The organism is Isoptericola sp. NPDC056134, assembly GCF_042264825.1.
In the GTDB taxonomy this organism is placed as follows: Bacteria; Actinomycetota; Actinomycetes; order Actinomycetales; family Cellulomonadaceae; genus Isoptericola; species Isoptericola nanjingensis.
This window is the reverse complement of the sequence record NZ_JBHJVM010000008.1, coordinates 93,306-119,088: the sequence shown is the minus strand read 5'-3', so window position 1 is coordinate 119,088 and position 25,783 is coordinate 93,306. Positions and strand designations below refer to the sequence as shown.

21 protein-coding genes and 2 tRNA genes are annotated in these 25,783 nt (G+C 74.8%); 10 read left to right on the top strand and 13 right to left on the bottom strand.

Annotation, left to right across the window (positions count from 1 at the left end; all coding sequences use genetic code 11):
* Nucleotides 1-12: 12 nt before the first annotated feature.
* The 3 genes from ACFCZN_RS10125 to ACFCZN_RS10115 all read left to right on the top strand — a co-directional run bounded on the left by ACFCZN_RS10125 (nt 13) and on the right by ACFCZN_RS10115 (nt 4,157).
* The gene (locus ACFCZN_RS10125; RefSeq protein WP_430556688.1) at nt 13-1,932 is read left to right on the top strand and encodes a glycoside hydrolase family 13 protein; all 1,920 of its coding nucleotides are present in this window, start codon (nt 13-15) and stop codon (nt 1,930-1,932) included.
* A gap of 87 nt (nt 1,933-2,019) precedes the next feature.
* Complete coding sequence (locus tag ACFCZN_RS10120) at nt 2,020-2,790, top strand: metallophosphoesterase family protein (RefSeq protein WP_430556687.1); 771 nt, start codon at nt 2,020-2,022, stop codon at nt 2,788-2,790.
* A 74-nt stretch (nt 2,791-2,864) separates the two neighbouring features.
* The gene (locus ACFCZN_RS10115) at nt 2,865-4,157 is read left to right on the top strand and encodes a deoxyguanosinetriphosphate triphosphohydrolase (protein WP_430556722.1); all 1,293 of its coding nucleotides are present in this window, start codon (nt 2,865-2,867) and stop codon (nt 4,155-4,157) included.
* A 12-nt stretch (nt 4,158-4,169) separates the two neighbouring features.
* Here the strand turns inward: ACFCZN_RS10115 and ACFCZN_RS10110 are convergent, their stop codons facing one another.
* Nucleotides 4,170-4,625 carry a VOC family protein gene (locus ACFCZN_RS10110; RefSeq protein WP_430556686.1) on the bottom strand — a complete coding sequence of 152 codons (456 nt, stop codon included), beginning with the start codon at nt 4,623-4,625 and terminating at the stop codon, nt 4,170-4,172.
* Between the two features lie 91 nt (nt 4,626-4,716).
* On the opposite strand from ACFCZN_RS10110, the gene ACFCZN_RS10105 reads away from it, so the two are divergent.
* Complete coding sequence (locus ACFCZN_RS10105) at nt 4,717-5,661, top strand: helix-turn-helix domain-containing protein (RefSeq protein WP_430556685.1); 945 nt, start codon at nt 4,717-4,719, stop codon at nt 5,659-5,661.
* 10 nt (nt 5,662-5,671) lie between these two features.
* Entirely contained in the window at nt 5,672-7,627 is a 1,956-nt protein-coding gene (dnaG, locus tag ACFCZN_RS10100; protein ID WP_430556684.1) for a DNA primase, read from the top strand.
* Between the two features lie 16 nt (nt 7,628-7,643).
* On the opposite strand, the gene ACFCZN_RS10095 is transcribed toward dnaG, so the two are convergent.
* From ACFCZN_RS10095 to ACFCZN_RS10085, 3 genes are all read right to left on the bottom strand, one after another.
* Nucleotides 7,644-7,892 carry a hypothetical protein gene (locus ACFCZN_RS10095; protein ID WP_430556683.1) on the bottom strand — a complete coding sequence of 83 codons (249 nt, stop codon included), beginning with the start codon at nt 7,890-7,892 and terminating at the stop codon, nt 7,644-7,646.
* Between the two features lie 71 nt (nt 7,893-7,963).
* Nucleotides 7,964-8,755 carry an alpha/beta hydrolase gene (locus ACFCZN_RS10090; RefSeq protein ID WP_429764182.1) on the bottom strand — a complete coding sequence of 264 codons (792 nt, stop codon included), beginning with the start codon at nt 8,753-8,755 and terminating at the stop codon, nt 7,964-7,966.
* A gap of 239 nt (nt 8,756-8,994) precedes the next feature.
* Complete coding sequence (locus ACFCZN_RS10085; RefSeq protein ID WP_430556682.1) at nt 8,995-10,443, bottom strand: MDR family MFS transporter; 1,449 nt, start codon at nt 10,441-10,443, stop codon at nt 8,995-8,997.
* A 99-nt stretch (nt 10,444-10,542) separates the two neighbouring features.
* On the opposite strand from ACFCZN_RS10085, the gene ACFCZN_RS10080 reads away from it, so the two are divergent.
* A complete protein-coding gene (locus ACFCZN_RS10080; protein ID WP_430556681.1) occupies nt 10,543-11,511 on the top strand; it encodes a nucleoside hydrolase in 969 nt (322 codons plus the stop codon).
* 55 nt (nt 11,512-11,566) lie between these two features.
* Here the strand turns inward: ACFCZN_RS10080 and ACFCZN_RS10075 are convergent.
* Nucleotides 11,567-11,639: transfer RNA gene (locus ACFCZN_RS10075), tRNA-Asn, on the bottom strand.
* Between the two features lie 52 nt (nt 11,640-11,691).
* Nucleotides 11,692-12,204: a hypothetical protein gene (locus tag ACFCZN_RS10070; protein WP_430556680.1), complete on the bottom strand. Its 513-nt coding sequence runs from the start codon at nt 12,202-12,204 to the stop codon at nt 11,692-11,694.
* A 99-nt stretch (nt 12,205-12,303) separates the two neighbouring features.
* On the opposite strand from ACFCZN_RS10070, the gene ACFCZN_RS10065 reads away from it, so the two are divergent.
* Entirely contained in the window at nt 12,304-13,152 is an 849-nt protein-coding gene (locus tag ACFCZN_RS10065) for a hypothetical protein (RefSeq protein WP_430556679.1), read from the top strand.
* 30 nt (nt 13,153-13,182) lie between these two features.
* Here ACFCZN_RS10065 and ACFCZN_RS10060 read toward each other — a convergent pair whose 3' ends face one another.
* The 4 genes from ACFCZN_RS10060 to ACFCZN_RS10045 all read right to left on the bottom strand — a co-directional run bounded on the left by ACFCZN_RS10060 (nt 13,183) and on the right by ACFCZN_RS10045 (nt 14,635).
* Nucleotides 13,183-13,608 (bottom strand): PLD nuclease N-terminal domain-containing protein, encoded by a 426-nt coding sequence (locus tag ACFCZN_RS10060; RefSeq protein WP_430556678.1) that lies wholly within the window; start codon nt 13,606-13,608, stop codon nt 13,183-13,185.
* A gap of 51 nt (nt 13,609-13,659) precedes the next feature.
* Nucleotides 13,660-14,121 (bottom strand): ATP-binding protein, encoded by a 462-nt coding sequence (locus tag ACFCZN_RS10055; protein WP_429764188.1) that lies wholly within the window; start codon nt 14,119-14,121, stop codon nt 13,660-13,662.
* 63 nt (nt 14,122-14,184) lie between these two features.
* Nucleotides 14,185-14,517, bottom strand: a complete 333-nt coding sequence (locus ACFCZN_RS10050) for an STAS domain-containing protein (RefSeq protein ID WP_429764189.1) — start codon at nt 14,515-14,517, stop codon at nt 14,185-14,187.
* A gap of 44 nt (nt 14,518-14,561) precedes the next feature.
* Nucleotides 14,562-14,635: transfer RNA gene (locus ACFCZN_RS10045), tRNA-Ile, on the bottom strand.
* Nucleotides 14,636-14,703: 68 nt separating this feature from the next.
* Here ACFCZN_RS10045 and ACFCZN_RS10040 point away from each other — a divergent pair.
* Entirely contained in the window at nt 14,704-15,081 is a 378-nt protein-coding gene (locus ACFCZN_RS10040; RefSeq protein ID WP_430556677.1) for a DUF488 domain-containing protein, read from the top strand.
* Here ACFCZN_RS10040 and ACFCZN_RS10035 read toward each other — a convergent pair.
* Nucleotides 15,045-16,226 carry an acyltransferase family protein gene (locus tag ACFCZN_RS10035; protein WP_429764191.1) on the bottom strand — a complete coding sequence of 394 codons (1,182 nt, stop codon included), beginning with the start codon at nt 16,224-16,226 and terminating at the stop codon, nt 15,045-15,047. The two genes, ACFCZN_RS10040 and ACFCZN_RS10035, sit on opposite strands and share 37 nt — an antisense overlap.
* Before the next feature lie 81 nt (nt 16,227-16,307).
* Between ACFCZN_RS10035 and def the strand changes: the two genes are divergently transcribed.
* Together def and ACFCZN_RS10025 are read left to right on the top strand one after the other, a co-directional pair.
* A complete protein-coding gene (gene def / locus ACFCZN_RS10030; RefSeq protein ID WP_429764192.1) occupies nt 16,308-16,793 on the top strand; it encodes a peptide deformylase in 486 nt (161 codons plus the stop codon).
* Between the two features lie 171 nt (nt 16,794-16,964).
* Nucleotides 16,965-17,465: a DUF3145 domain-containing protein gene (locus ACFCZN_RS10025; RefSeq protein ID WP_429732474.1), complete on the top strand. Its 501-nt coding sequence runs from the start codon at nt 16,965-16,967 to the stop codon at nt 17,463-17,465.
* A 75-nt stretch (nt 17,466-17,540) separates the two neighbouring features.
* On the opposite strand, the gene ACFCZN_RS10020 is transcribed toward ACFCZN_RS10025, so the two are convergent.
* Nucleotides 17,541-24,179 (bottom strand): choice-of-anchor G family protein, encoded by a 6,639-nt coding sequence (locus ACFCZN_RS10020; protein WP_430556676.1) that lies wholly within the window; start codon nt 24,177-24,179, stop codon nt 17,541-17,543.
* Between the two features lie 287 nt (nt 24,180-24,466).
* On the bottom strand, nt 24,467-25,720 hold the full coding sequence (locus tag ACFCZN_RS10015; protein ID WP_430556675.1) for a beta-ketoacyl-[acyl-carrier-protein] synthase family protein: 1,254 nt from the start codon (nt 25,718-25,720) through the stop codon (nt 24,467-24,469).
* Nucleotides 25,721-25,783: the final 63 nt, after the last annotated feature.

Here is a 25,783-nt window from a genome sequence, read left to right as displayed (position 1 = left end):
CGAGAGGACGACATGACCACGCACGCCACCCCGACCACCGCTCCGAGCACCGCCCCGGGCGCCGTCCGCGCCCTCCTGGACGCGCCCCACCACGACGGCTCCGCGCTGTTCGCCCCGACCGCGACGCCGGCGCTCGGCGACGAGGTCACCGTGCGCGTGCGGGTGCCGAAGGGGGCGGGCGTGCGCGACGTCCGCGTCCGGACCGTGCGCGACGGCGAGCCCCGCCTGCTTCCCGCCCGCCGCGACGGCGGCGACGCGCACGAGGACTGGTACGCGGCCGACGTCGTCGTGCACCATCCGGTGACCTCGTACCGCTTCTTCCTCGACGTGCCGGGCGGCTACCGGTGGCTCGACGGGCGCGGGGTGCACGACCGCGAGGTGCCCGACGCCGCGAGCTTCCGCCTCACCACCCACGCGCCGGCGCCCGGGTGGCTGCGTGACGGGCTCGCCTATCAGGTCTTCCCCGACCGCTTCGCGCGCTCCGCAGCGGCCGACGGCCGGGACGTCCCGGGATGGGCCGTGCCCGCCGCGTGGGACGACGAGCCCGCCGGCTCCGGGCCGCTGGCCGGCACGCAGCTCTTCGGCGGCGACCTCGACGGCGTCGCCCTGCACCTCGACCACCTCCAGGCGCTCGGCGTGCGCACCCTCTACCTGACGCCGGTCTTCCCGGGCCGGTCGAACCACCGCTACGACGCGGCGACCTTCGACCACGTCGACCCGCTGCTCGGCGGCGACGCCGCGTACGCGCGCCTGGCCCGGGCCGTGCACGACCGCGGGATGCGCCTCATGGGCGACGTGACGACCAACCACACCGGAGACGGGCACGAGTGGTTCGCCCGGGCGCTCGAGGACCCGGCCTCGCCCGAGCGCGGGCTGTACCTGTGGGACGACGGCGGGCCCGACGTCGTGCGGCCGGACGGCGGGGACCCGTACGTCGGCTGGCTCGGGCACGGGTCGCTGCCCAAGCTCGACTGGGCGGCCGACGAGACGTGGCGGCGCATGGTCACCGGGGAGGACGCCGTGATCGCCCGGTACCTGCGCGAGCCGTTCGCCCTCGACGGGTGGCGCGTGGACGTGGCCAACATGACCGGGCGGCGGGGGAGCGCGGACCGCACGCACGCCGTCGCGCGGGCGCTGCGCGAGCGCATCCTCGCGGAGCGTCCCGACGGCGCGCTGGTCGCCGAGCACTTCCACGACGCCGCCGGGGACCTCGCCGGCGACGGGTGGCACGCGACCATGAACTACGCGGGGTTCACGCGCCCGGCCTGGTCGTGGCTGGTGCCCGAGGGCTCGGACGTGTCCTTCCTCGACCTTCCCGTGCCGGTGCCGCGCCGTCCGGCGGCCGCCATGGTGGAGACGATGCGCGAGGTCGCGGCCCTGGTGCCCTGGCAGGTGGCAGCCACGCAGTGGAACATGCTGGGCTCGCACGACACGCCGCGGCTGCGCTCGATCGTCGGCTCGCGGGAGCTGGTCGAGGTCGCGGCGACGCTGCTGTTCACCTACCCGGGCGCGCCGGTCGTGTTCGCGGGCGACGAGGTGGGCGCCACCGGCACGAACGGGGAGCACGCCCGCACCACGATGGCGTGGGACCAGGCCGCGCGCGGCGGCGGCCCGCGGTGGGACGCCGCGACGCTGGACGTCTACCGGCGCCTGTCCGCGCTGCGCTCGTCGTCCGGCGCCCTGCGCGACGGCGGCCTGCGCTGGGTCGCCGTGCACGACGACGCCGTGGCCTACCTGCGCGAGACGCCTCACGAGCGCGTGCTCGTGGTGCTGGCCCGGGCGCCGTGGCCGGGCGTGCGCCTGCCGGGACACCTGCTCGCGCCCGGCGCGGAGCCGGAGGTGCTGTACGGCGGCCTCCCCGTGCGCGCGACCGCGGACGGCCTGGCCGTCGCCGGCGACGGGCCGGGCGTCGCCGTCGTCCGCCTCGCCTGACGGCGACCATGCACCTGTGCACCCTCTGAGCGCTCAGAACGTGCACAGGTGCATGGTCCGCGCGGGCGGTCGTGGCAGCATCGGAGCGTGCCCCACGACCTGGACCGTGACCTGGACCGCATCGCCGTCATCTCCGACGTCCACGGCAACCTCGGCGCGCTGGAGGCCGTGCTCGCGGACGTCGGGGCCCGCGGCATCACCCGGGTGGTCAACCTCGGCGACGACGCGGGCAAGGGGCCGCGGGGCAGCGCCGTCGTCGACCGCCTGCGCGAGGTGTGCGAGGCGGACGTCCGCGGCAACTGGGACGACTTCCTGCCGCACCTCGAGGACGATGCGCCGGCGGAGATGGTGTGGTGGCGCGACGAGCTGCGACCGGACCAGCTCGCGTGGCTCGGCGACAAGCCCTTGAGCCATGACTTGCTGCTGTCGGGACGCCGCGTGCGGCTGTTCCACGCGTCGGCCACGAGCGTGCACACGCGCGTGCACTTCCACCACACGCCGGAGGAGTTCGCAGGCATGTTCGCCGCGACGGACCTCACCGGGCCGGGGCCGGAGCCCGCGGTCGTGGGGTACGGCGACGTGCACGACGCGTACCTCGAGACGCGGCACGGCCGCACGCTGTTCAACACCGGGAGCGTGGGCAACCCGCTGGACGACCCGACCCCGGTGTACGTGATCCTCGAGGGCGTGCCGGACTCTCCGGACCCTGCGCCGTTCGGCGTCCAGCACGTGCGCGTGCCCTACGACGTCGAGACCGAGCTCGCCGTCGCGCGCGACCGGGGCATGCCCCGGTACGCGGAGTGGGAGCAGGAGCTGCGGACGGCGGTCTACCGCGGTCGGGTCGTCACGGCGTCGTGAGTCGGGGCGTCGGCGGGGCTCGCTAGGCTGCCCCCGTGCAGACGTTCGAGCAGGGCGCATTCGACGCCGACGTGCTGGGTCCGGCGGCGCGCCCGGACACGGGCGAGGAGTGGCTCGGCTCGTACACGGACCAGGACACCGAGCGCTGGTACCCCGAGCCGCCCAAGTCGAAGCACCGGACGGCGTTCGAGCGCGACCGCGCCCGCGTCGTGCACTCCTCGGGCCTGCGTCGTCTGGGTGCGAAGACGCAGGTGCTGGGGCCCGGCAGCGACGACTTCGTGCGCACGCGGCTGACGCACTCGCTCGAGGTGGCCCAGGTGGGGCGGGAGATGGGGCGCGCGCTCGGCTGCGACCCAGACCTCGTGGACACCGCGTGCCTCACGCACGACCTCGGCCACCCGCCGTTCGGGCACAACGGCGAGCGGGCGCTCGCCGAGGTCGCGGAGGGCATCGGCGGCTTCGAGGGCAACGCGCAGACGTTGCGGCTGCTCACGCGGCTGGAACCCAAGATCTTCGCCGGCGACGGCTCGCCGCGGGGCCTCAACCTCACGCGCGCGAGCCTGGACGCCAGCGTGAAGTATCCCTGGGCGTTCGGCACCGGCCCCGCGCGCCCGGACGGCGCCCCGACGCCGAAGTTCGGCGTCTACCCGGACGACCGGCCGGTCTTCGAGTGGCTGCGGCGCGGGGCGCTCGGCAGCCGGGTGCGGTGCATGGAGGCGCAGGTCATGGACCTCGCCGACGACATCAGCTATTCGGTGCACGACGTCGAGGACGCGGTCGTGGGCGGCCGGCTCGACCTGCGGGTGCTCGACGACGCGGACGAGCGGGCGCGCGTCGCCGCGCACGTGCGCGCCTGGTACGGGAGCTGGCACGAGCCCGACGCGATCGACGCGGCGCTGTGCCGGCTGCGCGACACCGGCTACCTGGTGACGGACTTCGACGGCTCCCGCCGGGCGCTCGCCCGGCTCAAGGACGCGACCAGCCAGCTCATCGGCCGGTTCAGCGGGGCGGCCCAGGACGCGACGCGCGAGGTGTTCGGCGACGGCCCGCTCACCCGCTACGTGGCGCGGCTCGTCGTGCCGCAGGAGACGGCGGACGAGATCCTGGCGCTCAAGGGCGTCGCGGTCGCCTACGTCATGGCGCCGCGCGAGTCCGAGCCGGTGTACGGTGCCCAGCGCGAGATCGTCGGCGAGCTCGTCCACGTCCTGGCCGACCGCGCCCCCGACGTCCTGGAGACGCCGTTCGCCGCCGACTGGCGCGCCGCGGCCGACGACGATGCGCGGCTGCGCGTCGTCGTCGACCAGGTCGCGTCGCTCACCGACGTCTCGGCCCTGCAGTGGCACGAGCGGCTCGTGCGGCAGGACTGACTCCGGCGGTCGTCAGGACTGCTCGGCCATCCACGCGTCGCTGGCGCGCTGGACGTCGTCGGACGTGACGTCGTCGGCCACCTGGGCGAAGAACCACCGGTGCCCGGCCGGGCAGCGCACGGCCGCCTGCCGGAAGCCCGGGAACCAGTCGCCGGGCTCCTGCGTGCTCGTCGCGCCCGCGGCGACCGCACGGGCGTGCGCGGCGTCGGCGTCGTCCACGTTCAGCGTGAACGAGCCGGTGGTCGGGCCGTCCGGCTCGGGCGCCACCGCCCCCTCGGCCGGGAACGCGGCGGCGACGGTGAACGTGGACGAGCCGGCGGCGGTGGAGATCCGCAGGTCGGAGTGGATGATCGCGTCGCCCGCGGTGATGGTGTCGATCACCTCGGCGCCCAGGCCGGCGACGTAGAAGTCGATGGCGGCGCGCGGGTCGGCGACCGTGAGGTTCGGGTGCAGCGGTGACAGGTCCATGGCTCTCCCTCCAGCGTGCGTCCGGGCGGTCCCGGCGTGCGTTCCCATGCTGGTGTCGGCGGGTGGGTGCAGTCTTGGAGGAATGCGACAGGTGTTCGAACAGCGCCCGACGGCGACCACCCGCGGGCTGGTCGACCCGGCCGCGGCCCGCGGCGGGTTCGCGCTCGTGCGCCTCGACCCGGCCCCCGACCTGGCGGACCTGGTGGAGCGGCACTGGGTGGTCCGCTGGGACCTGCCGCCCGGGGCCGAGTTCACGCAGGTCGTGATCCCGCACCCCAACGCCAACGTGGTGGCCGAGGTCGACGGGTTCGCCGTGCACGGGATCCCCGGCGGACTGTTCTCGCGGACGCTGCGGGGGTCGGGCGCGGTGCTGGGCACCAAGCTGCGCCCGGGCGCGCTGCGGGTGCTGCTCGGAGGTCCGGACGTCCTGCGCACGGGCCTCGTCGCGCCGGCCGCCGCCGCGCTGTCGGGCACGCGCGGACCGACCGCGCACGACGTCGAGGCCGCCGGCCGCCGGGCGGTGGACGCCGCGCGGGCGGGCGACGACGCCGCGGCGGTCGCGGCCGTCACCCCGGTGCTGCGGGCCGCGGCCGCCGGGTGCCGGACGCCGCGGTCGGCGCTCGCCCTCGACCGCGTCGCCCGCGTGCTCGGCGCGGTGGTCGCGGGCGAGCTGGGTCCGGACGCCGGGGTCGCGGACCTCGCGGACCTGGTGGGCGCCACGCCCCGCTCGCTGCAGCGGCTCTTCGCCGACTGGGTCGGCGTCAGCCCCAAGTGGGTGCTGCAGCGCCACCGGGTCCACCTCGCCGCGGACCTGGTCGCCGCCGACCCCGGCCGCCCTCTCGCCGAGGTCGCCGCCGCCGTCGGCTACTACGACCAGGCGCACCTGAGCGCCGACTTCGCGCGCGCCCTCGGGACGCCGCCGGGCGCCTACGCCCGCCGGTGCGCCGCCTCCCGCGCAGCGCTCGCGGCGGCCCTCGGTCCCGGCGCCCGCCCGGCCCCGGGGACCGCCGACCTGTTCGCCGCCGGGCGCGCATAGACTCGGGGCCGTGGCGGGACTGATCAAGCGCGAGGACGTGGAGGCTGTACGCGAACGCGCACGGATCGAGGAGATCGTCTCCGCCCACGTCACCCTCAAGCCCGCCGGCGTCGGCTCCCTCAAGGGTCTGTGCCCCTTCCACGACGAGCGCACGCCGTCGTTCCACGTCCGGCCGGGCGTCGGGCGCTGGCACTGCTTCGGCTGCGGCGAGGGCGGCGACGTCATCTCGTTCGTCCAGAAGATCGACGGGATGGGGTTCACCGACGCCGTCGAGTTCCTCGCCGACCGCGCGGGCGTGCAGCTGCGCTACGAGGACTCCCGCACCGGCGCCGCCGCCGACCGCGGCCCGCGCGAGGAGCCGGGCAGGCGGCAGCGCCTGATCGAGGCGCACAAGGTGGCCGCAGAGTTCTACTCCGAGCAGCTCTTCGGCCCGGGGGCGCAGGCCGGGCGGGCGTTCCTCGCCGAGCGCAGCTTCGACCGCGCCGACGCCGAGCACTTCGGCGTGGGCTACGCCCCGACCGGCTGGGACGCGCTGCTGCGCCACCTGCAGGGGCGGGGCTTCACGCAGGCGGAGCTCGTCGCGTCCGGGCTGGTCAGCCAGGGCCAGCGCGGCATCTACGACCGGTTCCGCGGCCGCCTCGTGTGGCCCATCCGCGACGTCACGGGAGCGGTGATCGGCTTCGGCGCGCGCCGCCTGTACGACGACGACCAGGGGCCGAAGTACCTCAACACCCCCGAGACGTCGCTCTACAAGAAGTCCCAGGTCCTGTACGGGATCGACCTGGCCAAGAAGTCGATCGCGCAGGGCAAGCGCGTCGTGATCGTCGAGGGCTACACGGACGTCATGGCCGCCCACCTGTCCGGGGTGGACTCGGCGGTGGCGACCTGCGGCACCGCGTTCGGCGGCGACCACGCCAAGGTGGTGCGCCGGCTGCTCGGTGACACCACGGCCGGCGGCGGCCTGCAGCTCGCGTCGGGGGCCTCGCTGGGCGGCGAGGTGATCTTCACGTTCGACGGCGACGCCGCCGGGCAGAAGGCCGCCGTGCGCGCGTTCGGCGAGGACCAGCGGTTCCACGCCCAGACCTTCGTCGCCGTCGAGCCCGGCGGCATGGACCCGTGCGAGCTGCGCATGGCCCGCGGCCCCGAGGCAGTGCGGGCGCTGGTCGACGGGCGCCAGCCGCTCTTCGAGTTCGTCATCCGCACCACGCTCGACACGTTCGACCTCGACACGGTCGAGGGGCGCGTGGGGGCGCTGCGCGCGGCCGCGCCGCTGGTCGCCGGGATCCGCGACCGGTCGATGCAGCTCGGGTACTCCCGCTCCCTCGCGCGCTGGATCGGCATCGACACGGAGGACGTCCGCCGGGAGGTCGCCCGGGCCGCCACGGCGCCGTCGCGCGGCTCGCGCCAGGACCAGCGCCAGGACCAGCGCCGGGACGCGCGCCCCGAGCCCGAGGCGGTCCCAGCGACGCCCGTCCTCGCCGCGCCCGACCCGCGCGACCCGGTGGCCCGGCTGGAGCGACAGGCGCTGATCGTCGTCCTGCAGTACCCGCAGCACGTGCCGGCGTCGTTCGACGAGCTCGGGGAGGACGCGTTCGGCGTCCCCGCCTGGCGCGCGGTGCACGACGCCGTGCGCGCCGCGGGCGGAGTCGCGGCCGGCCGTGAGGTGGGCGGTGGCCGGTGGGTGGAGACCGTGACCGAGCAGGCGCCCGAGACGGTCGTGCCACTGGTCACGGAGCTCGCGGTCGCGCCCGTGCCCGAGGACCGCGAGGCGGTCATCGGGGCGTACGTGGCCGACGTCGTGCGCGCCCTCGTGGACCTCGGCCTCACGCGCCGGATCGCGGACGCGAAGAGCCGCCTGCAGCGGCTCGACCAGGAGAAGGACCCGGCGGCCTACCAGCAGGCGTTCACCGACCTGCTCGCCATCGAGCAGCAGCGACGCACGCTGCGGGAGCGCAGCGAGTCCTGACGTCCTCCCTGGACGGTCACAGGCTCCTCGTCAGGAACAGCGAGTCGCCGTGGACGGCGTCCGGCTCCACGCGGCCGGACGCCACGAAGCCCACCTCGGCCAGCACCCGCGGCCTCCGTCGCGACGCCGTCATCTGGTCGAGCGTGGGCCGGCCCGCCTCGTCGAGGCGTCGGTGCGGCGGGACGCGCTCTTCCCACAGCTGGCGCTGGACGATCGCCTCCGCGACGCGCCACGGGCGAAGGAGCAGCCGGTCGGTCTCGAGCACGGTCTGCGGCCTCCGCGCCGACAGGACTCCCGTCCGCCGACCGTAGCGGCCGGCGGACGGGAGCCCGGACATCACCTCAGGTGCCGCGCGAAGAACCGCCCCGCGTCCTCGCCGGCGTACGCCGGGACGCCGGTGTGGCCGCCCAGGTTGGCCTGCAGCGTCTTCTCCGTCGAGCCGAAGGCGTCGAACAGGTCCAGGGCCGCCTGGCGGTCGTTGCCCTCGTCGTCCCACTGCAGCAGCACGTGCACGGGGATCGTGACGCGTCGCGCCTCCTCGAACGTGGCCCGGGGCACGTAGCTCCCGGCGAAGAGCCCGGCCGCGACGACGCGGGGCTCGACCACCGCCAGCCGGACGCCGACGGCGATCACGCCGCCCGAGTACCCGACGGGCCCGCCGAGCTCGGGCAGGGCGAGGAGCGCGTCGAGAGCGCGCCGCCATTCCGGGACAGCCTGGTCGACCAGCGGGAGGACGAGCCGGTCGACGACGTCGTCGGAGACCGGCTCGCCGGCCGTGAGGGCCGTCCGCAGGTCCGCGCGCGCCTGGTCGGCGCCGGGGAGCGGCGGCCGGCCGCCGCTGCCGGGTCCCTCCAGGGCGACCGTCGCGATGCCGTCGGACGCGGCGTGCCGGGCGCGACCCACCAGCCGGGGGTACATCCGGTCCGTGCCGAGTCCGCCGGGCTGGCCGAGCAGGATCAGGGGAGCGGGGTCCGACGACGTGGCGGACGGCGGCGTCCAGAGGATGCCGGGGATGCCGTCGAGGGTGAAGCGGCGCTCGAGGACGCCGTCGTCGAGCTGCTGCTCGGCGGTGAAGGCCAGGGCGGCGCCCGGTGTCGAGCCCGGTGTCGAGCTGGGTGTGACGTTCATGGTCGTGCCTCTCGGGAGTGCTGAGCGAACGGCGCTCCCGGACGACCTATCGCCCGACCATGACTCCGCGGAGGAGCACCTGTGTCGATACGTTCACCGGTACCACCTCCTTGCTCCGACTCGCACGGCCTCCGGCAGGCTAGCAGCGGCCGCCGCGTCCCCTCCAGGCGTTTTCGGTGCCGTTCCGGCCGCGGCGTCCGCGGCACGGGGGTGGACTCCTCCCGCCCTGCCGCGAGGGGTCAGGCGGCGGCCTCGGCGCGGGCGCGGCGCTCGCGGGCCGACTGCAGGTCGGCGGGCATGAGCGCGGCGAGCACCACCAGCACCACGGCCACGGCCACCAGGAGCACGAAGACGAGGTGGATCGCGGACATCAGGCCCGGGCCCACCGGCGTGCCGTCCGGGCCGAGGGTCGTGCGCGCGTTGACGATCGCGCCGCAGACGGCGACGCCCACGGCGGAGCCGAGAGAGCGCGCGAACATGTTGGTGCCCGTCACCGCGCCGCGCTCGGTGAACGACGCCTGCGACTGCGCGGCGATGAGCGTGGGTACGGCGGTCAGGCCCATGCCCGCGCCGATGACGAAGCACGCGCCCGCGACGGCGACCACCGACGAGCCGGACGCGAGCAGCAGCGTGAGCGCCGTGCCCACCACGACGAGCGACGTACCGATCATCGCCGTGTACCGGAAGCCGATGCGCAGGTAGAGGCGGCCCGCGTTGGACGCGGAGAGCGGCCAGCCCACGGTCATCGCGGCGAGCGCGAAGCCCGCGACGAGCGGTCCGGTGCCCAGCACGCCCTGGGCGTAGATCGGCACGTACGTCGACAGGCCGAGCACGACGACGCCCACGAGCAGCGAGACCGCGGTCGACACGCCCACCACCCGGCGGCGCAGGATGGCGAGGTCCACGATCGGGTGCCTCGTGCGGCGCGCCTGCACGCCGAACGCGGCGAGCAGCAGCACCGCGACGGAGAAGACCACGACCGACGGCAGCGAGCCCCAGCCCCACCGCGTGCCGCCCTCGAGGAGGCCGAGCAGCAGCATCGTGCTGCCGCCCGCGAGGAGCGCGGCGCCGAGGTAGTCGATCGGCTCGCGCTCGCCGGTGCGCGGGGCCTCGTGGTACCGGCGGGCCAGCATCCAGGCGGCGAGCGCGCACAGCGGGATGTTCACCCAGAAGATCCAGCGCCAGCTCGTGAACTGGGAGAACACGCCGCCGAGCGTCGGCCCGACGACGGCGGAGATCGCCCACACGGACGCGAGGTAGCCCTGGGTCTTCGCCCGCTCCTCCAGCGTGTAGATGTCCGCGGCGATCGTCATCGACACCGGCATGACGGCCCCCGCGCCGAGCCCCTGCACCACACGCCCGGCGATCAGCACGCCCATCGTCGGGGCCGCGCCGGCGAGCACCGACCCCGCGAAGAACAGCGCGACACCGACGAGCATCAGCCGCTTGCGGCCGAGCACGTCGGCCAGCCGCCCGAACACCGGGGTGCTCACGGCCTGGGCGAGCAGGTACGTGGAGAACAGCCAGGGCAGCTGGTCGAACCCGCCCAGCTCTCGCGCGATGGTCGCCGACGCCGTGGCGATGATCGTGGCGTCGAGCGCGACGAGCGCCGTCGAGAGCATCAGCGACAGCAGGATGGGGCCGCGCTCGGAGCGCAGGCCGACAGAGACATGACCGGTCGTGGGCACGTGAGGCACAAGCCCGCAGGCCGTGGCGGGTATTCCCGGTACCCGCCGGTCGACTGCGAGAGACTGGGGGTGTATCCCCACGACCTCGAAGGACGCCCCGTGACCCTGCCCGGCCTCTCCGCCACCCCGCTGTACCTCGACTGCGACACCGGTGTCGACGACTCGCTCGCGCTCGCCTACCTGCTCGCCTCGCCCGAGGCCGACCTGGTCGGTGTCGGGAGCGTCAGCGGCAACATCGACGCCCGGCAGGGCGCCGTCAACACGCTCGACCTGCTGGCGCTCGCGGGCCGGCCCGACGTCCCTGTCGCCGTGGGGGCCCATGACCCGCTGGCGGGCAGCTACGACGGCGGCGCGCCGTCGGTGCACGGCCGCAACGGCGTGGGTGACGTCGCGCTGCCGCCGTCCGGGCGGGAGGTCGCGGCGGAGTCGGCCGTCGAGCTGCTGCTCCGCCTGTCGCACGAGCACGCCGGCGCCCTGCGCGTCGTCGCCGTCGGTCCGCTCACCAACCTCGCCCTCGCGCTCCGCGCCGACCCGACGCTCCCGGCGCGTGTCCGGGACCTGACGATCATGGGCGGGGCGGCCCTGCACCCGGGGAACGTGACGCCGGTCGCCGAGGCGAACATCGCGAAGGACCCGGAGGCGGCCGCCGAGGTGCTCGCGGCCGACTGGGACGTCACCCTCGTGCCGCTCGACGTCACGATGGCCGACGTGCTTGAGGAGTCCGACCGCAAGGCGCTGCTCGAGGCGGGCACGGCGCTGGCCCCGTGGCTGGGGGAGGTGCTCGACCTGTACTTCGGGTTCCACGTGGACACGTTCGGCCGCCGCTGCTCGGCCCTGCACGACCCGCTGGCCGCCGCGATCGCGACCGGCGGCGTGACGCCGACGCTCGCGCCGCGCGTCCCGGTCGTCGTCGACGCCACCGCCGGCCCCGGCCGCGGCCAGACGGTGTGCGACCTGCGTGGCCGGTACGCCGGATACCCCGACGTGCCCGGAGCGCGCACCCGCGTGGTCCTCGCCACCGACGCGCCGCTCACCCCGCACCTGATGGAGCGCCTGCTGACCCTCTGACCGGTCACGACGAAGGCCCCTGTCCTGCACTGCAGGTCAGGGGCCTTTCTCGATGCTCCCGCGGTTGGACTTGAACCAACGACCGTCCGATTAACAGTCGGATGCTCTGCCAGCTGAGCTACGCGGGATCGCGTGGTCGTCCGGCCGGTGGCCTTCGAACCGGGAAGAACACTACCAGGCTCACACGGGTAGTCCGGACGCTCCCCGGACCCTGGACTCCGTGGCGTCCACCACTCGGGCGACCCGCGGGTCGTCGAGATCGACGCCCTGCCCGGCGATCGCCTGCGAGAAGAGCTCGCCGTCCGCCGTCCGCCGGACGGCGACCTTCACGTCGCCGCCGGGCACCGCCACCGTCTCGGCCAGCACGACCGACCACTGGACGCGTTCCCGCAGGGCCTGGGGGAACGACGTGCGCTCCGCGTCCACGAGCCGCAGCACGGTGTCCGGGGCGGCGTCCACCCACTCGATCGCCAGCTCGGACCGCTCGGGGTCGAACACGCCGCGGTCGACGTCGCACCACGGGCGCCGCGTCACGACCTCGCCGACGCCCGGTCCGACGACGACGAGGTCCGCCGTCGTCGCCACGGCCCACCGGTCGTCGGGGAGCTGCGCGGACGCGAGGACGCGCTCCCCCCGGGCCAGGGGGAGCGTGCGACGGACGTCGTCGGGCAGAGGGGAGCGGCGGAACCACATGGCGCCACCGTATCGATCCGGCCGCCGTCCGCGGGTCGTCGGCGACCCACGACGGCCGAACCGTTGGTCGCGGTGGCGGCAGCCCGGCAGGATGTGCGCATGACGCCGACGCGGCCGCAGACGGGGACAGGGAGCACGGTGGCGACCCCGTCGCCCCCGGCACCGGCGACACGCCTGCTGGTCGTCGTGGCGACGACCGCCCTGTCGCTCCCGTTCGTGTACTACGTCTTCGTGGTGGCGGCGCTGAGCACCGGCGTCGGGGGAGCGGGCCTCCTGCTGCTGGCGGTGCCGGTCGGCCTGGCCTCCTGGGTCTGCCGGGCCGTGATGCGGTCGGCGAGCCCGAGCGCCGGGGGAGTGGGCGGACTCGCGCCGGTCGTCGCGACCGTGGCGTGGGCCGTGCACTCGCTCGCTCCGTCGCTGTTCGCTCCGGCGCCGCCCGTCCTCGTGGGCGCGGTGGCCGCCCTGCTCGCCGGCGCGGTGGCCGCACTGGCGCTGCCACGGGCCTGGAGGCTCGCGGGCGTGCTCGTCCTCGTCGTGCTCGGTGTCGCCGGGTGGCTCTCGCACCGCGCGGCCGAGCAGGCGTCGTGGCAGGAGGCGCAGGCTGCGCTGACCCGTCCGTACGTGCTCGACGTCCCGTACCTCGAGCCGTACGACGTCGTCGTCGGGGAGGAGAACTCGTCGGCGACCTACTCGGCGCCCGGGATCTCCGTCACCGTGCTCACCTACCCGCCCGGGTCGATCGCGCTGCCTCCGGAGGTGTCGCCGTGCGACGTCCACTCGACCGCGCCGGAGGTGCCCGGTGTGGATGTGCGGTGCGCGGTCCCCGGTGTCCCCGAGGGGTGGCTGGTGGTCGTCGAGTCGCGGCCGGCGCCCGATGCGGACGTGGCGGCCCTGGCGGCGACGGCCGTGCCGATGCCCGACGACGCCTTCCAGCGCTGGGCGGGCTGAGCGAGGGCGGTCGTCCCGCTCCCCGTGTGATCAGCCCGCGGCGGTGCGTCCTTCGTCGTCGACCGGACGGGGTGCGTCCCGCGCGGCCTGCTCGCGCTCGCGCTCGCGCTCGTGCTTGAGCCGCGCCTGCTCCAGCAGCCAGCGCATCTCCGGGTCGTCGTCGGGCTCGGCGGCGGCGGTCTCGTCCGTCTCCCAGGTGCGCCGACGCCCCGGGTACTGCGCCGGCGGCACGGGCCCGGCGGGGTATCCGGTCCGCGGCGCGGGCCCGCGGTCCGCGCGGACCCTGCGGCTCACGACGAGCCACGCGATCGACCCGGCGAACGGGAGCAGCAGGACGATGAGGATCCAGAAGCCCTTCTGGATGCCGCCGCCGTCCTCCTCGTCGGACTGGACGACGTCGACGAGGGCGTAGACGACGAGCGCGAGGTAGGCCAGCATCGGCAGCACGCGGAGCATGGCCCTGGAGGATAGCGGCTCGAGTGCGCCTCGTCACCGCCTCTTCGCAGGTCAGCCGGGGTGGTTCAACGGGAAGGACGCCCACACGTGCTTTGCCGGGCCGGAGGTGTACCACCCCACGCGCGCCGACAGGCGCTCGGCGATGAGGAGGCCGAGCCCGCCGTGGCCCGGGGGGCGGTCGCCGTCGACGGCCGGCACCCCGGCGACGTCGTGGTCGACGACGTCGAGGAGCCAGGTGCGCTCGTCACGCAGCAGGCGGACGACGGTCGGCGGAAGACCGTGCAGAAGGGCGTTCGTCGCCAGCTCGGAGGCGATCAGGACGATCTTCTCCGCGGTGTCGTGCATCGCGGTGGCACCGTCGCCCGAGGGGCCGACGATGCGGGCGAGGGCGGACCGCAGCCGGCTGAGCTCCTCGGAGTCGGCGAGGACCCATTCCGCGACCGGGGCGTACCCCGGTGGCGGCGGTGCCATCGGCACGCCGGACACGACGGACGGGATGACGGTGTCGTCCAAGGGTTCTCCTCCAGAGGTCAGCGCGAGGTCAGGCGGCCGCCGGGGTGAGGGCGGCGGGATGGGTCAGGAGTCGTCGTCGCCGGAGGTCGGCGTGCTGTCGGGCTCGGCGAACCGGACCGTGTGCTCGAGACCGGTGAGGGTGATGACGTCGCGGACGGCGGCCGGGGCGCCGACGAGCAGCGGCCCCTCCTCGGCGGTCCCTCCGAGCAGGAGGAGCCGCAGGCCGGACGAGTCGAGGAAGGTGACCCGGCGGAGGTCGATCGTCTTGGGTCGTCCGTCCAGGGACGCCTTGAGCGTGTCGCCGACGTCCTGGGCGACGGCGACGTCGACCTCACCCCAGACGATCCACGTGCTGCCACCGTCCTCGAGGGTGGCCCCACCCGAGCTGATACTCACACATCCACCTTCGTCGCTCTGTTGCCGGCGTCGCCGTCTCGGAGTGCCCCGTGCCGGGCTTGAACCGGCGACCGATCGATTATGAGTCGACTGCTCTGACCAGCTGAGCTAACGGGGCGCGCGGCGAGCATACCGGCGCGGTGGCCGGGGCGTGCGGTGGCCCCCGTGCCGCGGTGTCATGGGTGAGTGACCATCACCGTCAAGCGCGTGTACGAGGAGCCGGCCCCGGACGACGGCGCGCGGGTGCTCGTGGACCGGCTCTGGCCGCGCGGGATCTCCCAGGAGCACGCCCACCTCGACCGCTGGTGCAAGGAGGTCGCGCCGTCGACGGACCTGCGCACCTGGTTCCACCACGACCCGGACCGGTTCGAGGAGTTCGAACGCCGCTACCGCGCCGAGCTCGTGGACAACCCGGAGGTTCCGGAGCTGGCGGGGCTGGGCGCGGGGGACCGGCGCCTGACGCTGGTGTTCTCGGCGCGCGACACGGAGCACAACCAGGCGCTGGTGCTGCGCGACGTGCTGGAGGCCTACCTGGACGAGACCGGTTCCGCCTCGGGGGCCTGAGCGCGGGTCGTCCTGGCCGGCGCGTGGCCGAGGGCGCGTCCGGCGCGCTCGAGGTCGCGCGCGACGGCACGCTTCAGGCGCGGGCCGAACGGCCGCTCCACGAACCGGTGCACGAGGTAGGCGGCGGCGAGCATGACGACGGTGACGACGGCGAACGTCACGGCCGCCGGCGCGTGCGGGCTCGCCTTGCCGATGAGCCACTGGCCCCACGAGGAGTGCAGCAGGTACAGCGGGTACGTCAGGGCGCCGACGAGGGTGAGCCACTTCCACGACAGCCGGTTGAGGCGGGTGAGCGACACCAGCGCGACCAGGGCGAAGCAGACCAGGATGGCGACCCAGGAGGTCTGGGGGCTGATGGTGACGTCGGTGCTGTGGGCGATCCGCAACGCCTGGCTGTGGCCGGAGATCACGCCGGCCAGGGCGATGTTGAGCGCGAGAACGAGCCACAGCACCAGCGAGCGGCGCTCCTTGGTCAGCAGGTAGAGCATCATGCCCCCGGCGAACAGCGGGGCGTCGGTGCCCACCAGCACGGTGATCCAGAGCGTGCTGCCCGACTGGACCGCCACGGCCGCGAGCACGGGCCACACGGCGGCGAAGGCCACGAGCCGGTTGCGGGTCATCCCGAAGGCGAGCAGCACGCCGACGAGGACGTAGAAGCGCAGCTCGGCCCACAGGGTCCAGTAGACGGTCTCGATGTCCTGCACCCCGAACGCGCGCTGGACCATCGTGAGGTTCGCCGCCGTCTCGGGGATGCCGACCTCCTTGTGGCCGGGTGCGACGACCACGAGCAGCAGCACGACGGCGGCCACGGACAGCCAGTACGCCGGGAAGAGGCGGCCCACGCGCGAGGCGGTGAAGGACCGGACGTCGCGGCCCCAGGCGGACATGAGGATGACGAACCCGCTGACCACGAAGAAGAGCTGGACCCCGAAAGACCCGAAGACGGCGACGGGCTGGAGGTTCGGGAACGCCTCGTCGGTGCGCGGGCCCCAGGCCGAGTGGTTGACGGCGAGATAGTGGTAGGCGAGCACGGCCATGGCCGCGACGAACCGCATCCCGTCGAGGGCGGCGAGGCGCGGGCGTCCCGCAGCGGGGGCGGCTGCCCGCCCCGGTGCGGGGGCGGGGGGCGTGGTTGACTCGGTCATCGGTCGTAGCATCGCTCGGCACGTTATCAAACCGTGATATTCGGCGCCTCCACCGGCTCACGACGTGGGAGAATGCGGGCCATGGCGATGCGAGAGATCCGGGTGCTGCCCGACCCCGTGCTGCGCACACCCTGCGACGAGATCACCACCGTGGACGATCGAGTCCGCTCCCTCGTGGAGGACCTCGTCGAGACCGTCGACGCCGACGGCCGGGCGGGCCTCGCGGCCAACCAGATCGGCGTGAGCCTGCGGGCGTTCTCCTGGAACGTCGACGACGAGATCGGCTACGTGCTCAACCCGCGCATCGTGGACCTCTCGGAGGAGACCCAGGACGGCGACGAGGGCTGCCTGTCGGTGCCGGGGCTCTGGTACCCCACCACCCGTGCGTGGTACGCCCGCGTCGTCGGCATGGACGTCGACGGCAACGAGCTCGTGGTCGAGGGCACCGGCCTCATGGCGCGATGCCTCCAGCACGAGTGCGACCACCTGGACGGCAAGCTCTACCTGGACCGCCTCGAGCGCACGGCACGCAAGAAGGCCATGCGGGAGCTGCGCGAGCGCCTCTGAGTTCCTCAAGGGGTGCTCAAGAGGAAGCATGAAGTCTGCGTTTCCTCTCGCACCCTCGCCCGCCATCGGGCAGGATGTGTCAAGACGACACACCGTCAGAGCTCGCCGACCAGCAGGCCCACCGGTTCGAGGACGTAGGGGAAGACGGACCTCGGAACCAGGGAGGACAACATGGCTGGTGCGATCACTCGCGGTGTGCTGTTCGTGCACTCGGCACCCCGTGCGCTCTGCCCTCACCTCGAGTGGGCGGCGGGCAACGTGCTCGGGGGACGCGTGTCGCTGGACTGGACTGCCCAGCCGGCGGGGCGCGGACTTTACCGTGCCGAGTACTCGTGGCAAGGCGCCCAGGGAACGGGTGCCCGGCTGGCCTCTGCCCTGCGGGGCTGGGACCACCTGCGCTACGAGGTGACGGAGGAGGCGAGCCACGGCGCCGACGGCGCACGGTGGTCGCACACGCCCGACCTCGGCATCTTCCACGCCATGACCGACGTGCACGGCAACGTCGTCGTCCCGGAGGATCGTGTCCGGGCCGCGATGGAGTCCGCGCACGACGGCCGCGGCGTGCGCGAGGCGCTCGACCTCGCCCTGGGCACCGCCTGGGACGACGAGCTCGAGCCCTTCCGCTACGCCGGCGCCGGCGCTCCCGTGCGCTGGCTGCACCGCGTGGGCTGAGCGGACCCACGACACGCACGACGACGCCCCGCCACCTCCTGGGAGGTGACGGGGCGTCGTCGTGCCCGCGGGCGGTCAGCCCTTCGGCGTCGCCCGTCGCCGCGTCGTCGCCACGGTCGCCGCACCCGCAGTGAGGAGCAGCAGCGCGAGCAGGCTCAGCGCGAGCAGGTCCCCTGGGCCCGTGCGGGGCAGGGTGCCGGCACCTGGCGTGGTGGGTCCGGCGTCCGGCGCGCCGGGGGCGCCGCCGGACTCGGGGTCGAGCCCGGCGTCCGTGAGGACCACGCGGAACGTCGCCGCGGCGGAGTCGCCCGCCTCGACGCTCGTGGCGGTGCCGGTGTGGATGCCGAGCTCGAAGTCCGCCGGGACGTCGAACGTCCAGGTCGCGACCCCGTCGGCGTCCGCCACCGTGACCGGCAGGTTCACCGGCTCGGACGCGACGACGGCCCGTACCTGCTCGCCCGGGTCGAACCCGGAGGCCTGGAACGTCTGGACGTCGCCACGGCCGACCACGTCCTCGGAGAACCAGGCGCGCAGCTCGCGCTCGCCGGGTGCGGTCCCGGGATCCGTGACGGTCAGCGGCGCCTCGGCGGTCGTGCCGTCGGGGCCCGTGCCGACCACGGTGTGGTCGCCGGGCTCGGCGTCGTCCGGCACCGGCAGCTCGACCGTGCCGCTCCCGTCGTCACCGGGCACGCACTCGACAGGGTCGCCGACCGGCTCCCCGTCCGGCCCCACGAGCTGGACGCTCACGGTGCCGCCGCCGAACCCGTCGCAGGTGACCGTCACGGTGTCGCCGGGGGCGGCGGAGCCCGGGTCGACGTCGATGATCGGCTCCTGCGGCGCGCCCACGGTGACGATCAGGTCCGCCTCCACCGTGCCGCCGTCGGAGGTGGTCGCGACGACCGTGTGGTTGCCGGGGGTGGCGTCGTCCGGCACGGGGAGGACGACCGTGAAGGTGCCGTCCGGACCGACGACGACGTCGATCGCGTCGCCCACCGGCGCGCCCGCGGCGTCCTCGAGCTGCACCGTGACCGCGTCGCCCGGGACGAAACCGCCGCCGGACACGGTCGTCGTGCCGCCGGCCGGGACGCTGCCGGGGTCGGCGGTGAGCGTCGGCCGCTCGGGAGCGGTCACGACGAGCGGGGCCTCCGCCGCCGCCCCGGAGGAGTCGGTCGCGACGACGGTGAGGTCACCTGGGGCGGTGTCGGCCGGGACCGGGAGGTCGACGCTGATGGCGCCGTCGTCGTCGGCGGTGGTGGTGACGGGGCTGCCGACCGGGTCGCCGTCCGCGTCGGTGAGCTGGACGCTCACCTCGCCTCCGGGCGTGAACCCGTCGCCGGACACGGTGGTGGCGTCGCCCGCCGTGATCGTGCCGGGGTCGGCGGCGATCGTCGGGGCGGCGGTGACCTCGAGCGGAGCCTCGGCGGCGGCGCCGGAGGAGTCGGTCGCGACGACGGTGAGGTCGCCCGGGGCGGTGTCGGCCGGGACCGGGAGGTCGACGCTGATGGCGCCGTCGTCGTCGGCGGTCGTGGTGACGGGGTCGCCGACCGCGTCGCCGTCCGCGTCGGTGAGCTGGACGGTGACGTCCTCGCCGGGGGTGAAGCCCTCCCCGGTGACGGTGGTGGTGCCGCCGGCCGGGACGGTGCCGGGGGCGACGACGATGGTCGGCGCCGCGGTGACCTCGAGCTGCGCCTCGGCCGTGGCGCCGGAGGAGTCGATGGCGACGACGGTGAGGTCACCGGGGGTGGTGTCGGCCGGGACCGGGAGGTCGACCTCGATCGTGCCGTCGTCCCCGGCGGTCGCCGAGACCGGGTCGCCGACCGGGTTTCCGGCGTCGTCGGTGAGCTGGACAACCACGTCGGCGCCGGGGGTGAAGCCGTCGCCGGTGACGGTGGTGGTGCCGCCGGCGGGCACGGTGCCGGGCTCGACGGTGATGGTCGGGGCCGTGGTGATCTCGAGCGGCGCCTGGGCCGTGGCCCCGGTGACGTCCTGCGCCACCACGGAGTGGTCACCGGGCTCGGCGTCGGCCGGGACGGGGATGTCGACCTCGAAGCCGCCGTCGTCGCCCGCCGTCACCGTGGTCGGGCTACCGAGCGGCTCCCCGTCAGGGTCGGTGAGCTGCACGGCGACGTCCGACCCCGGCGTGAAGCCGGTGCCCGTCACCGTGGTGGCGCCGCCGGCGGGCACGGTGCCGGGATCGGCCACGAGGGCGGGGGCGGGGGTGACCGTCAGTGGCGCCTCTGCGGCGGCCCCCGTGACGTCGGAGGCGACGACCGTGAAGTCACCGGGTGTGGTGTCGGCCGGGACCGGGAGGCCGACGCTGATGGTGCCGTCGTCCCCGGCGGTGGTGGTGACAGGGCTGCCGACCGGGTCGCCGTCGGCGTCCATGAGCTGCACGGTGACGTCCTCGTCGGGGGTGAAGCCCTCCCCGGTGACGGTGGTGGTGCCGCCCGCCGGGACCGTGCCCGGGTCGACGACGATGGTCGGCGCCGCGGTGACCTCGAGCGGGGCCTCGGCGGCGGCGCCGGAGGAGTCCGTCGCGACGACGGTGAGGTCGCCCGGGGTGGTGTCGGCCGGGACCGGGAGATCGACGCTGATGGCGCCGTCGTCCCCGGCGGTGGTGGTGACGGGCTCGCCGACCGGGTCGCCGTCGGCGTCCGTGAGCTGCACGGTGATGTCCTCGCCGGGGGTGAACCCGTCGCCGGTGACCGTGGTGGAGCCGCCGGCGGGCACGGTGCCCGGGTCGACGGCGATCGTCGGGGCGGACGTGACCACGAGCGGGGCCTCGGCCGTCGCTCCGCTGACGTCGGTGGCGACGACGGTGTGGTCACCGAGCGGCGTGCCGGCCGTCGTCGGCACGACGGCCTCGATCGCGCCCGCGTCGGTGGCGGTCGTGGTGACCGGGTCACCGACGGGCTCGCCGTCGGCATCGGTGAGCTGGACGGTGACGTCCTCGCCGGGGGTGAAGCCCTCCCCGGTGACGGTGGTGGTGCCGCCGGCCGGGACGGTGCCGGGGTCGGCCGCGATCGTCGGGGCGGCGGTGACGGCCAGCGGAGCCTCGGCGGTGGCGCCCGTGACGTCGGAGGCGACGACCGTGTAGCCACCCGGGGTGGTGCCCGCGGGAACCGGGAGGTCGACCTCGACGGCGCCGCTGTCGTCGGCGGTGGTGGTGACGGGGTCGCCGACCGGGTTCCCGGCGTCGTCGGTGAGCTGGACGGTGACGTCCTCGCCGGGCGTGAAGCCGGCGCCGGTGACGGTGGTGGTGCCGCCGGCCGGCACGGTGCCAGGGTCGACGGCGACGGTCGGTGCCGCGGTGACCGTGAGCGGGGCGTCGGCCGTGGCGCCGGAGGAGTCGGTGGCCACGACCGTGTGATCGCCCGGCGCGGCGTCGGCCGGAACGGTGAGCTCCACCTCGATCGTGCCCGCGTCGGTGGCGGTCGTGGTGACCGCGTCGCCGACCGGTTCGCCGTCCTCGTCCGTGAGCTGCACGGTCACGTCCTCGCCCGGCGTGAAGCCCCCGCCGGTGACGGTCGTGGTACCGCCGGCCGGGACGGTGCCGGGGTCGACGGCGACCGAGGGCGGCCCGGTGACGGCGAGCGGGGCGTCGGCCGTGGCGCCCGTGGCGTCGGTGGCGACGACGGTGGTGGGGCCGCTCGGCGTGCCCGACGGCACCGTCAGGGGAGTGCTGACCTCGCCGCCCGGCCCGGCCGCCACGGTCACCGGGGAACCCACCGGGTCGCCCGCGGCGTCGGTGAGCTGCAGGGTCACCTCGCCTCCGGGCGTGAACCCGTCGCCGGTGACGGTGGTGGTGCCGCCTGCCGGGACGGTGCCCGGGTCGGCGACGATGGTCGGCGCCTCGGTGACCTCGAGCGGGGCCTCGGCCGTGGCGCCCGAGGGGTCCGTGGCGACGACGGCGAGGTCGCCCGGCGTGGTGTCGGCCGGTACGGGGACGTCGACCTCGATGGCGCCGTCGTCCCCGGCGGTCGTGGTGACGGGGTCGCCGACCGGGTCGCCGTCGGCGTCGGTGAGCTGCAGGGTCACCTCGCCTCCGGGCGTGAACCCGTCGCCGGTGACCGTGGTGGTGCCGCCCGCCGGGACCGTGCCGGGGTCGACGACGATGGTCGGCGTCTCGGTGACCTCGAGCGGGACCTCGGCGGTGAGGCCGGAGACGTCGGTCGCGACCACCGCGTACGTCCCCGGGGCCGTGCCCGGAGCCGTCGGAAGGGCGACCTCGATGGCTCCCGCCTCCGTGGCCGTCGTCGTGACCGGCTCGCCGACCGGGGTGCCACCGGGGCCCGTGAGCTGGACGGTGACCTCCCCGCCGGGCGTGAAGCCGCTGCCGGTGACGGTGGTGGTGCCGCCGGCCGGGACGGTGCCCGGGTCGGTGGTGACGGCGGGGTCGATGACCGTGAGGTCCGCCGTGGCGGTGGCACCCGTGACGTCCGTGGCGGCCACGGAGTAGTCGCCCGTCGCGGCATCGGCGGGGACGACGAACGGGACCCCGATGGCGCCCGCGTCGGTGGCCGTGGTGGTGATCGGGTCGCCGACGGGCTCGCCGCTCTCGTCCGTGAGCTGGACGGAGACCTCGGACCCGGGGGTGAACCCGGTCCCGGTCACCGTCGTGGTCCCGCCCGGCGTCACGGTCGTCGGGTCGAGCGTGATCGCGGGGGCCGCGGTCACGGCGAGGTCCGCCTCCGCGGTCGCACCGGTCCCCGCGTCCGTGGCGACGACGGTGTACGCGCCCGGGGCGGTGCCCGCACCGGTGGGCAGGGCGACCTCGACGGCGCCCGCGTCGTCGGCGGTCGTGGCGACCGGGTCTCCCACGGCGTCACCGTTCTCGTCGACGAGCTGGACGGTGACGTCGCCCGCGGGCGTGAAGCTCTCGCCGGTGATGGTGGTGCTGCCGCCGGCCGGGACGGTGCCGGGGTCGGCGGCGATGCTCGGCGCGGCGGTGACCGTGAGCGGGGCGGACGGGACGACGCCGGACGGGTCGCCGGTCGCCGTGACCGTGTAGTCGGCCGGCGCGGTGTCCGCACCGACCGGCAGCGGAACGCTGAACGCTCCGTCGCCGTCCGACGTGACGGAGACCGGGTCGCCGACGGGGTCGCCCGTGGTTGCGTCGGTGAGCCGGACGGTCAGCGGCGTCTCGGGCGCGAAGCCGGCGCCGGTGATCGTCGTCCGGGCATCGGCCTGGACCGTCGCCGGGTCGGCGGCGATCGTCGGTGCCGCCACGGCGCGGACGGTCGCCGACGCGAGGTTGACGGTGGCCAGGTCGTCGCCGGTGCCGAGCGAGAGCAGGCGCACCGACAGCGCGCGCTCCGTGAACGAGGTTGCCCCCGACGGGTCGTGGTCGGGGAGGTCTCCCGGCTGCTCCTGCACGTTGCCCGTGAGCGACACGACGCCGGTGAGGACGTCGAGGACCGGGCCGACGACCTCCGTCGCTAGGGGCCCCGTGATGCCGTCGAGCGTGCTCTCCATCGTGTCGAGGAGGGTGAACACCGCACCGACCGGCGCGAGGAGGGCGTTGACGACCGCAGACGCGAGCGCCTGCGTGGAGCCGAGCCCTAGAGCGCCGAGCAGGGTGTTGACGAGCGCGGTGCTGCCGAGGACGTCGATGTCCGCGGTGGCGGTGCCGGCGTCGATCTCCGCGAGGCTGGCGTCGAGGTCGAGGCTCAGGACGTCCGTCCACGTGAGCACGGAGAACACCTGGAAGTCGATGTCCACGCTGACGGCGGTGGCCTCGACGGCGGCGTGCACGCCGTCGGCGACGTCCTGCACGACCGACGTGATCGTGCTGGTGACGGCGTCGGAGATCGCAGCGACCACGTCGCCGTTGAGGATCTCGTAGTTCGCCGGCAGCTCGTCGAGGTCGGGCAGGTCCGGGTCGTCCGCGAGCAGCTGCTCGAGGTCGACCCTGACCTCGCCGGTCTCGAGGTTGACCTGGACGGCGCCGTCGCCCACGAAACCGGTGGGCAGCGCCTGCGTGAGGTCCGGGACCGCGACGTCCACGGCACCGGTCGAGCGCGCGACGGCCAGATTGACGTTGATCAGGCCGTCGAGCGCCGTGGTGAGCGTGCCCTCAAGACCGTCGAGCGACGACTGCACCGGGGTGATGGCGTTCTGAAGCTGGGTGTAGACGTTGCCGACGAGGGGGCTGGTGAGGTCAAGGGTCGCGCCCGCGATCTGGTAGTCGCCGGTCGGGTCGGAGCCAGGCTCGGCCTGGGCCGTCGCGGAGAGCGCGCCGAGGGACAGGTCGAGCTGCGAGACGGTGGAGTCGCGCAGGGCCTCGGGCACCAGCGGGGTCAACGACACGGTGGCGTCGGCCGGGAACTGCTCCGAGCCGCCCAACGAGATGGCGCCCTGGTCGGTCACGGCGCCCGAGGCGGAGGTGGAGCCGTCCTCGTCGGCGCCGGCGTACTGGTTCACCGCACCGAGCTCCACGATGCCGCCCGGGCCGAAGAGCTGGAGCGTGTCGGTGAGGTCGACGTCGAGCGTGTTGAGCACGTCGGCTGCGAGCGGGTTGGTGTCCGGAGAGGTGCCCGACGGGTACGCGGCGTCGGCCCCCTCCACCTCGGCGATCGAGTCGAGGTCCACGTTCCCGAGGACCACGTCACCGCCGAGGAACTTGCCCAGGGACTCCGACGCGTCGGTAGGCACGGCGGCCGCGCTCGGAGCGCCCGCGAAGGCGAGCGCCCCGAGCACGGCTGCTGAGGTCACACCGGCGGTGAGGTTTCGCAGAGCGTCGCCGCGCCGTCGGGATCGTTGCGGGGGAGCCGCCCCGTTCCCGTGAGCTGTCGATCGACCCTGCTTCGCATGACGGCGCGCACGTGCCACTGGTCTCCCCCTCGGACCTTCACTGCGGCTCACCTACGTTGGTGGCCTCGGGCGCCAACATAGGTTGCCCGGATCACGCAGGCATCACGAGGGACAAACCGACCCGGACGACGACTCCGGGCATCAGGGACAGGTGTTGCGGACGGTGCGACGCGGGCGGAGCGGACCTCTCAGGCGCTCGTCACCGTGAGGGCGACGTTGTGGCCGCCGAAGCCGAACGAGTTGTTGAGCGCGACGATGTCGCCGTCGGGCAACTTCTCCGGGGTGGCCCGCACCAGCGGCACCTGGAGCTCGGGGTCCGGGTTGGCCACGTTGATCGTGGGCGGGGCGAGCCGCTCGTGCACCGCCATGACGGTGAAGAGCGTCTCGAGCGCGCCGGCGCCGCCCAGCAGGTGGCCCGTCATGGACTTGGTGGCCGAGAGCCGCACGTGGTCGGCCTCGCCTCCCATGAGGGTACGGATCGACGCGGTCTCCGTGAGGTCGCCGACCTTGGTGGACGTGGCGTGCGCGTTGACGTGCACGACGTCGCGGGCGGTGACGCCCGCGTCCTCGAGCGAACGGCGCATCGCGGAGACCTGCCCGGTGCCCTCGGGGTCCGGGGAGGTGATGTGGAAGGCGTCGGCGGAGAGCCCGACGCCGGCGATCTTCGCGTAGACGCGGGCCCCGCGGGCGGCCGCGTGCTCGGCGCTCTCCAGCACCACGATCGCGGCGCCCTCGCCGATGACGAAGCCGTCCCGGTCGACGTCGTACGGGCGGGAGGCGCCCTGCGGGTCGTCGTTGCGCAGCGACAGCGTGCGGGACGCGGCGAAGGCCGCGATCGGCATCGGGTGGATCGTCGCCTCGGTGCCGCCGCACACGACGACGTCGGCGCGGCCGGCGCGGATCATGTCGACGCCGTAGCCGATCGCCTCGGCGCCCGACGCGCAGGCGGACACGAGGGCGTGGGCCCCGGCCTTCGCGCCGAACTCGAGCGACACGTAGGCCGCGGGAGAGTTGGGCATGAGCATCGGGACGGTCATCGGGAGCATGCGGCGGGCACCGCGCTCCTGGAGCGTGTCCCAGCCGTCCAGCGTGGTCCAGATGCCGCCGATGCCGGAGGAGACCACGGCGCCCAACCGCTCGCCGTCGACCTCGGGGGCGCCGGCGTCCTGCCAGGCCTCGCGCGCGGCGACCATCGCGTACTGCGTGGACGGGTCCATGCGCTTGGTCTCGGGCCGGGACAGCACCTGGTCGGGGGTGACCTTGATGGTGGCGGCGAAGGTGACGGGGATCCCGTACTTCTCCGCCCAGTCGTTGTCGAGGGTGCGCGCGCCCGACTCTCCCGCGAGGGCGGCAGCCCAGGTGCTGGGGGCGTCGCCACCGAGCGGGGTGGTGGCGCCGAGGCCGGTGACGACGACGTCGCGCGAGGCGGGTGCGGCAGTCATGGGTGGGTCACTCCTGAGGTGAGAGCGGGAACGGCTGGTTCAGGTTGCCGGGCGGGCCGGGGT

What these genes read in the sequence shown, in the direction of transcription:
- ACFCZN_RS10125 (WP_430556688.1), top strand. Translation starts at nt 13, where the DNA reads ATGACCACGCACGCCACCCCGACCACCGCTCCGAGCACCGCCCCGGGC.
- ACFCZN_RS10110 (WP_430556686.1), bottom strand. Translation starts at nt 4,625, where the DNA reads ATGGACCTGTCACCGCTGCACCCGAACCTCACGGTCGCCGACCCGCGC.
- ACFCZN_RS10090 (WP_429764182.1), bottom strand. Translation starts at nt 8,755, where the DNA reads ATGAACGTCACACCCAGCTCGACACCGGGCTCGACACCGGGCGCCGCC.
- ACFCZN_RS10070 (WP_430556680.1), bottom strand. Translation starts at nt 12,204, where the DNA reads ATGTGGTTCCGCCGCTCCCCTCTGCCCGACGACGTCCGTCGCACGCTC.
- ACFCZN_RS10065 (WP_430556679.1), top strand. Translation starts at nt 12,304, where the DNA reads ATGACGCCGACGCGGCCGCAGACGGGGACAGGGAGCACGGTGGCGACC.
- ACFCZN_RS10060 (WP_430556678.1), bottom strand. Translation starts at nt 13,608, where the DNA reads ATGCTCCGCGTGCTGCCGATGCTGGCCTACCTCGCGCTCGTCGTCTAC.
- ACFCZN_RS10035 (WP_429764191.1), bottom strand. Translation starts at nt 16,226, where the DNA reads ATGACCGAGTCAACCACGCCCCCCGCCCCCGCACCGGGGCGGGCAGCC.
- def (WP_429764192.1), top strand. Translation starts at nt 16,308, where the DNA reads ATGGCGATGCGAGAGATCCGGGTGCTGCCCGACCCCGTGCTGCGCACA.
- ACFCZN_RS10025 (WP_429732474.1), top strand. Translation starts at nt 16,965, where the DNA reads ATGGCTGGTGCGATCACTCGCGGTGTGCTGTTCGTGCACTCGGCACCC.
- ACFCZN_RS10015 (WP_430556675.1), bottom strand. Translation starts at nt 25,720, where the DNA reads ATGACTGCCGCACCCGCCTCGCGCGACGTCGTCGTCACCGGCCTCGGC.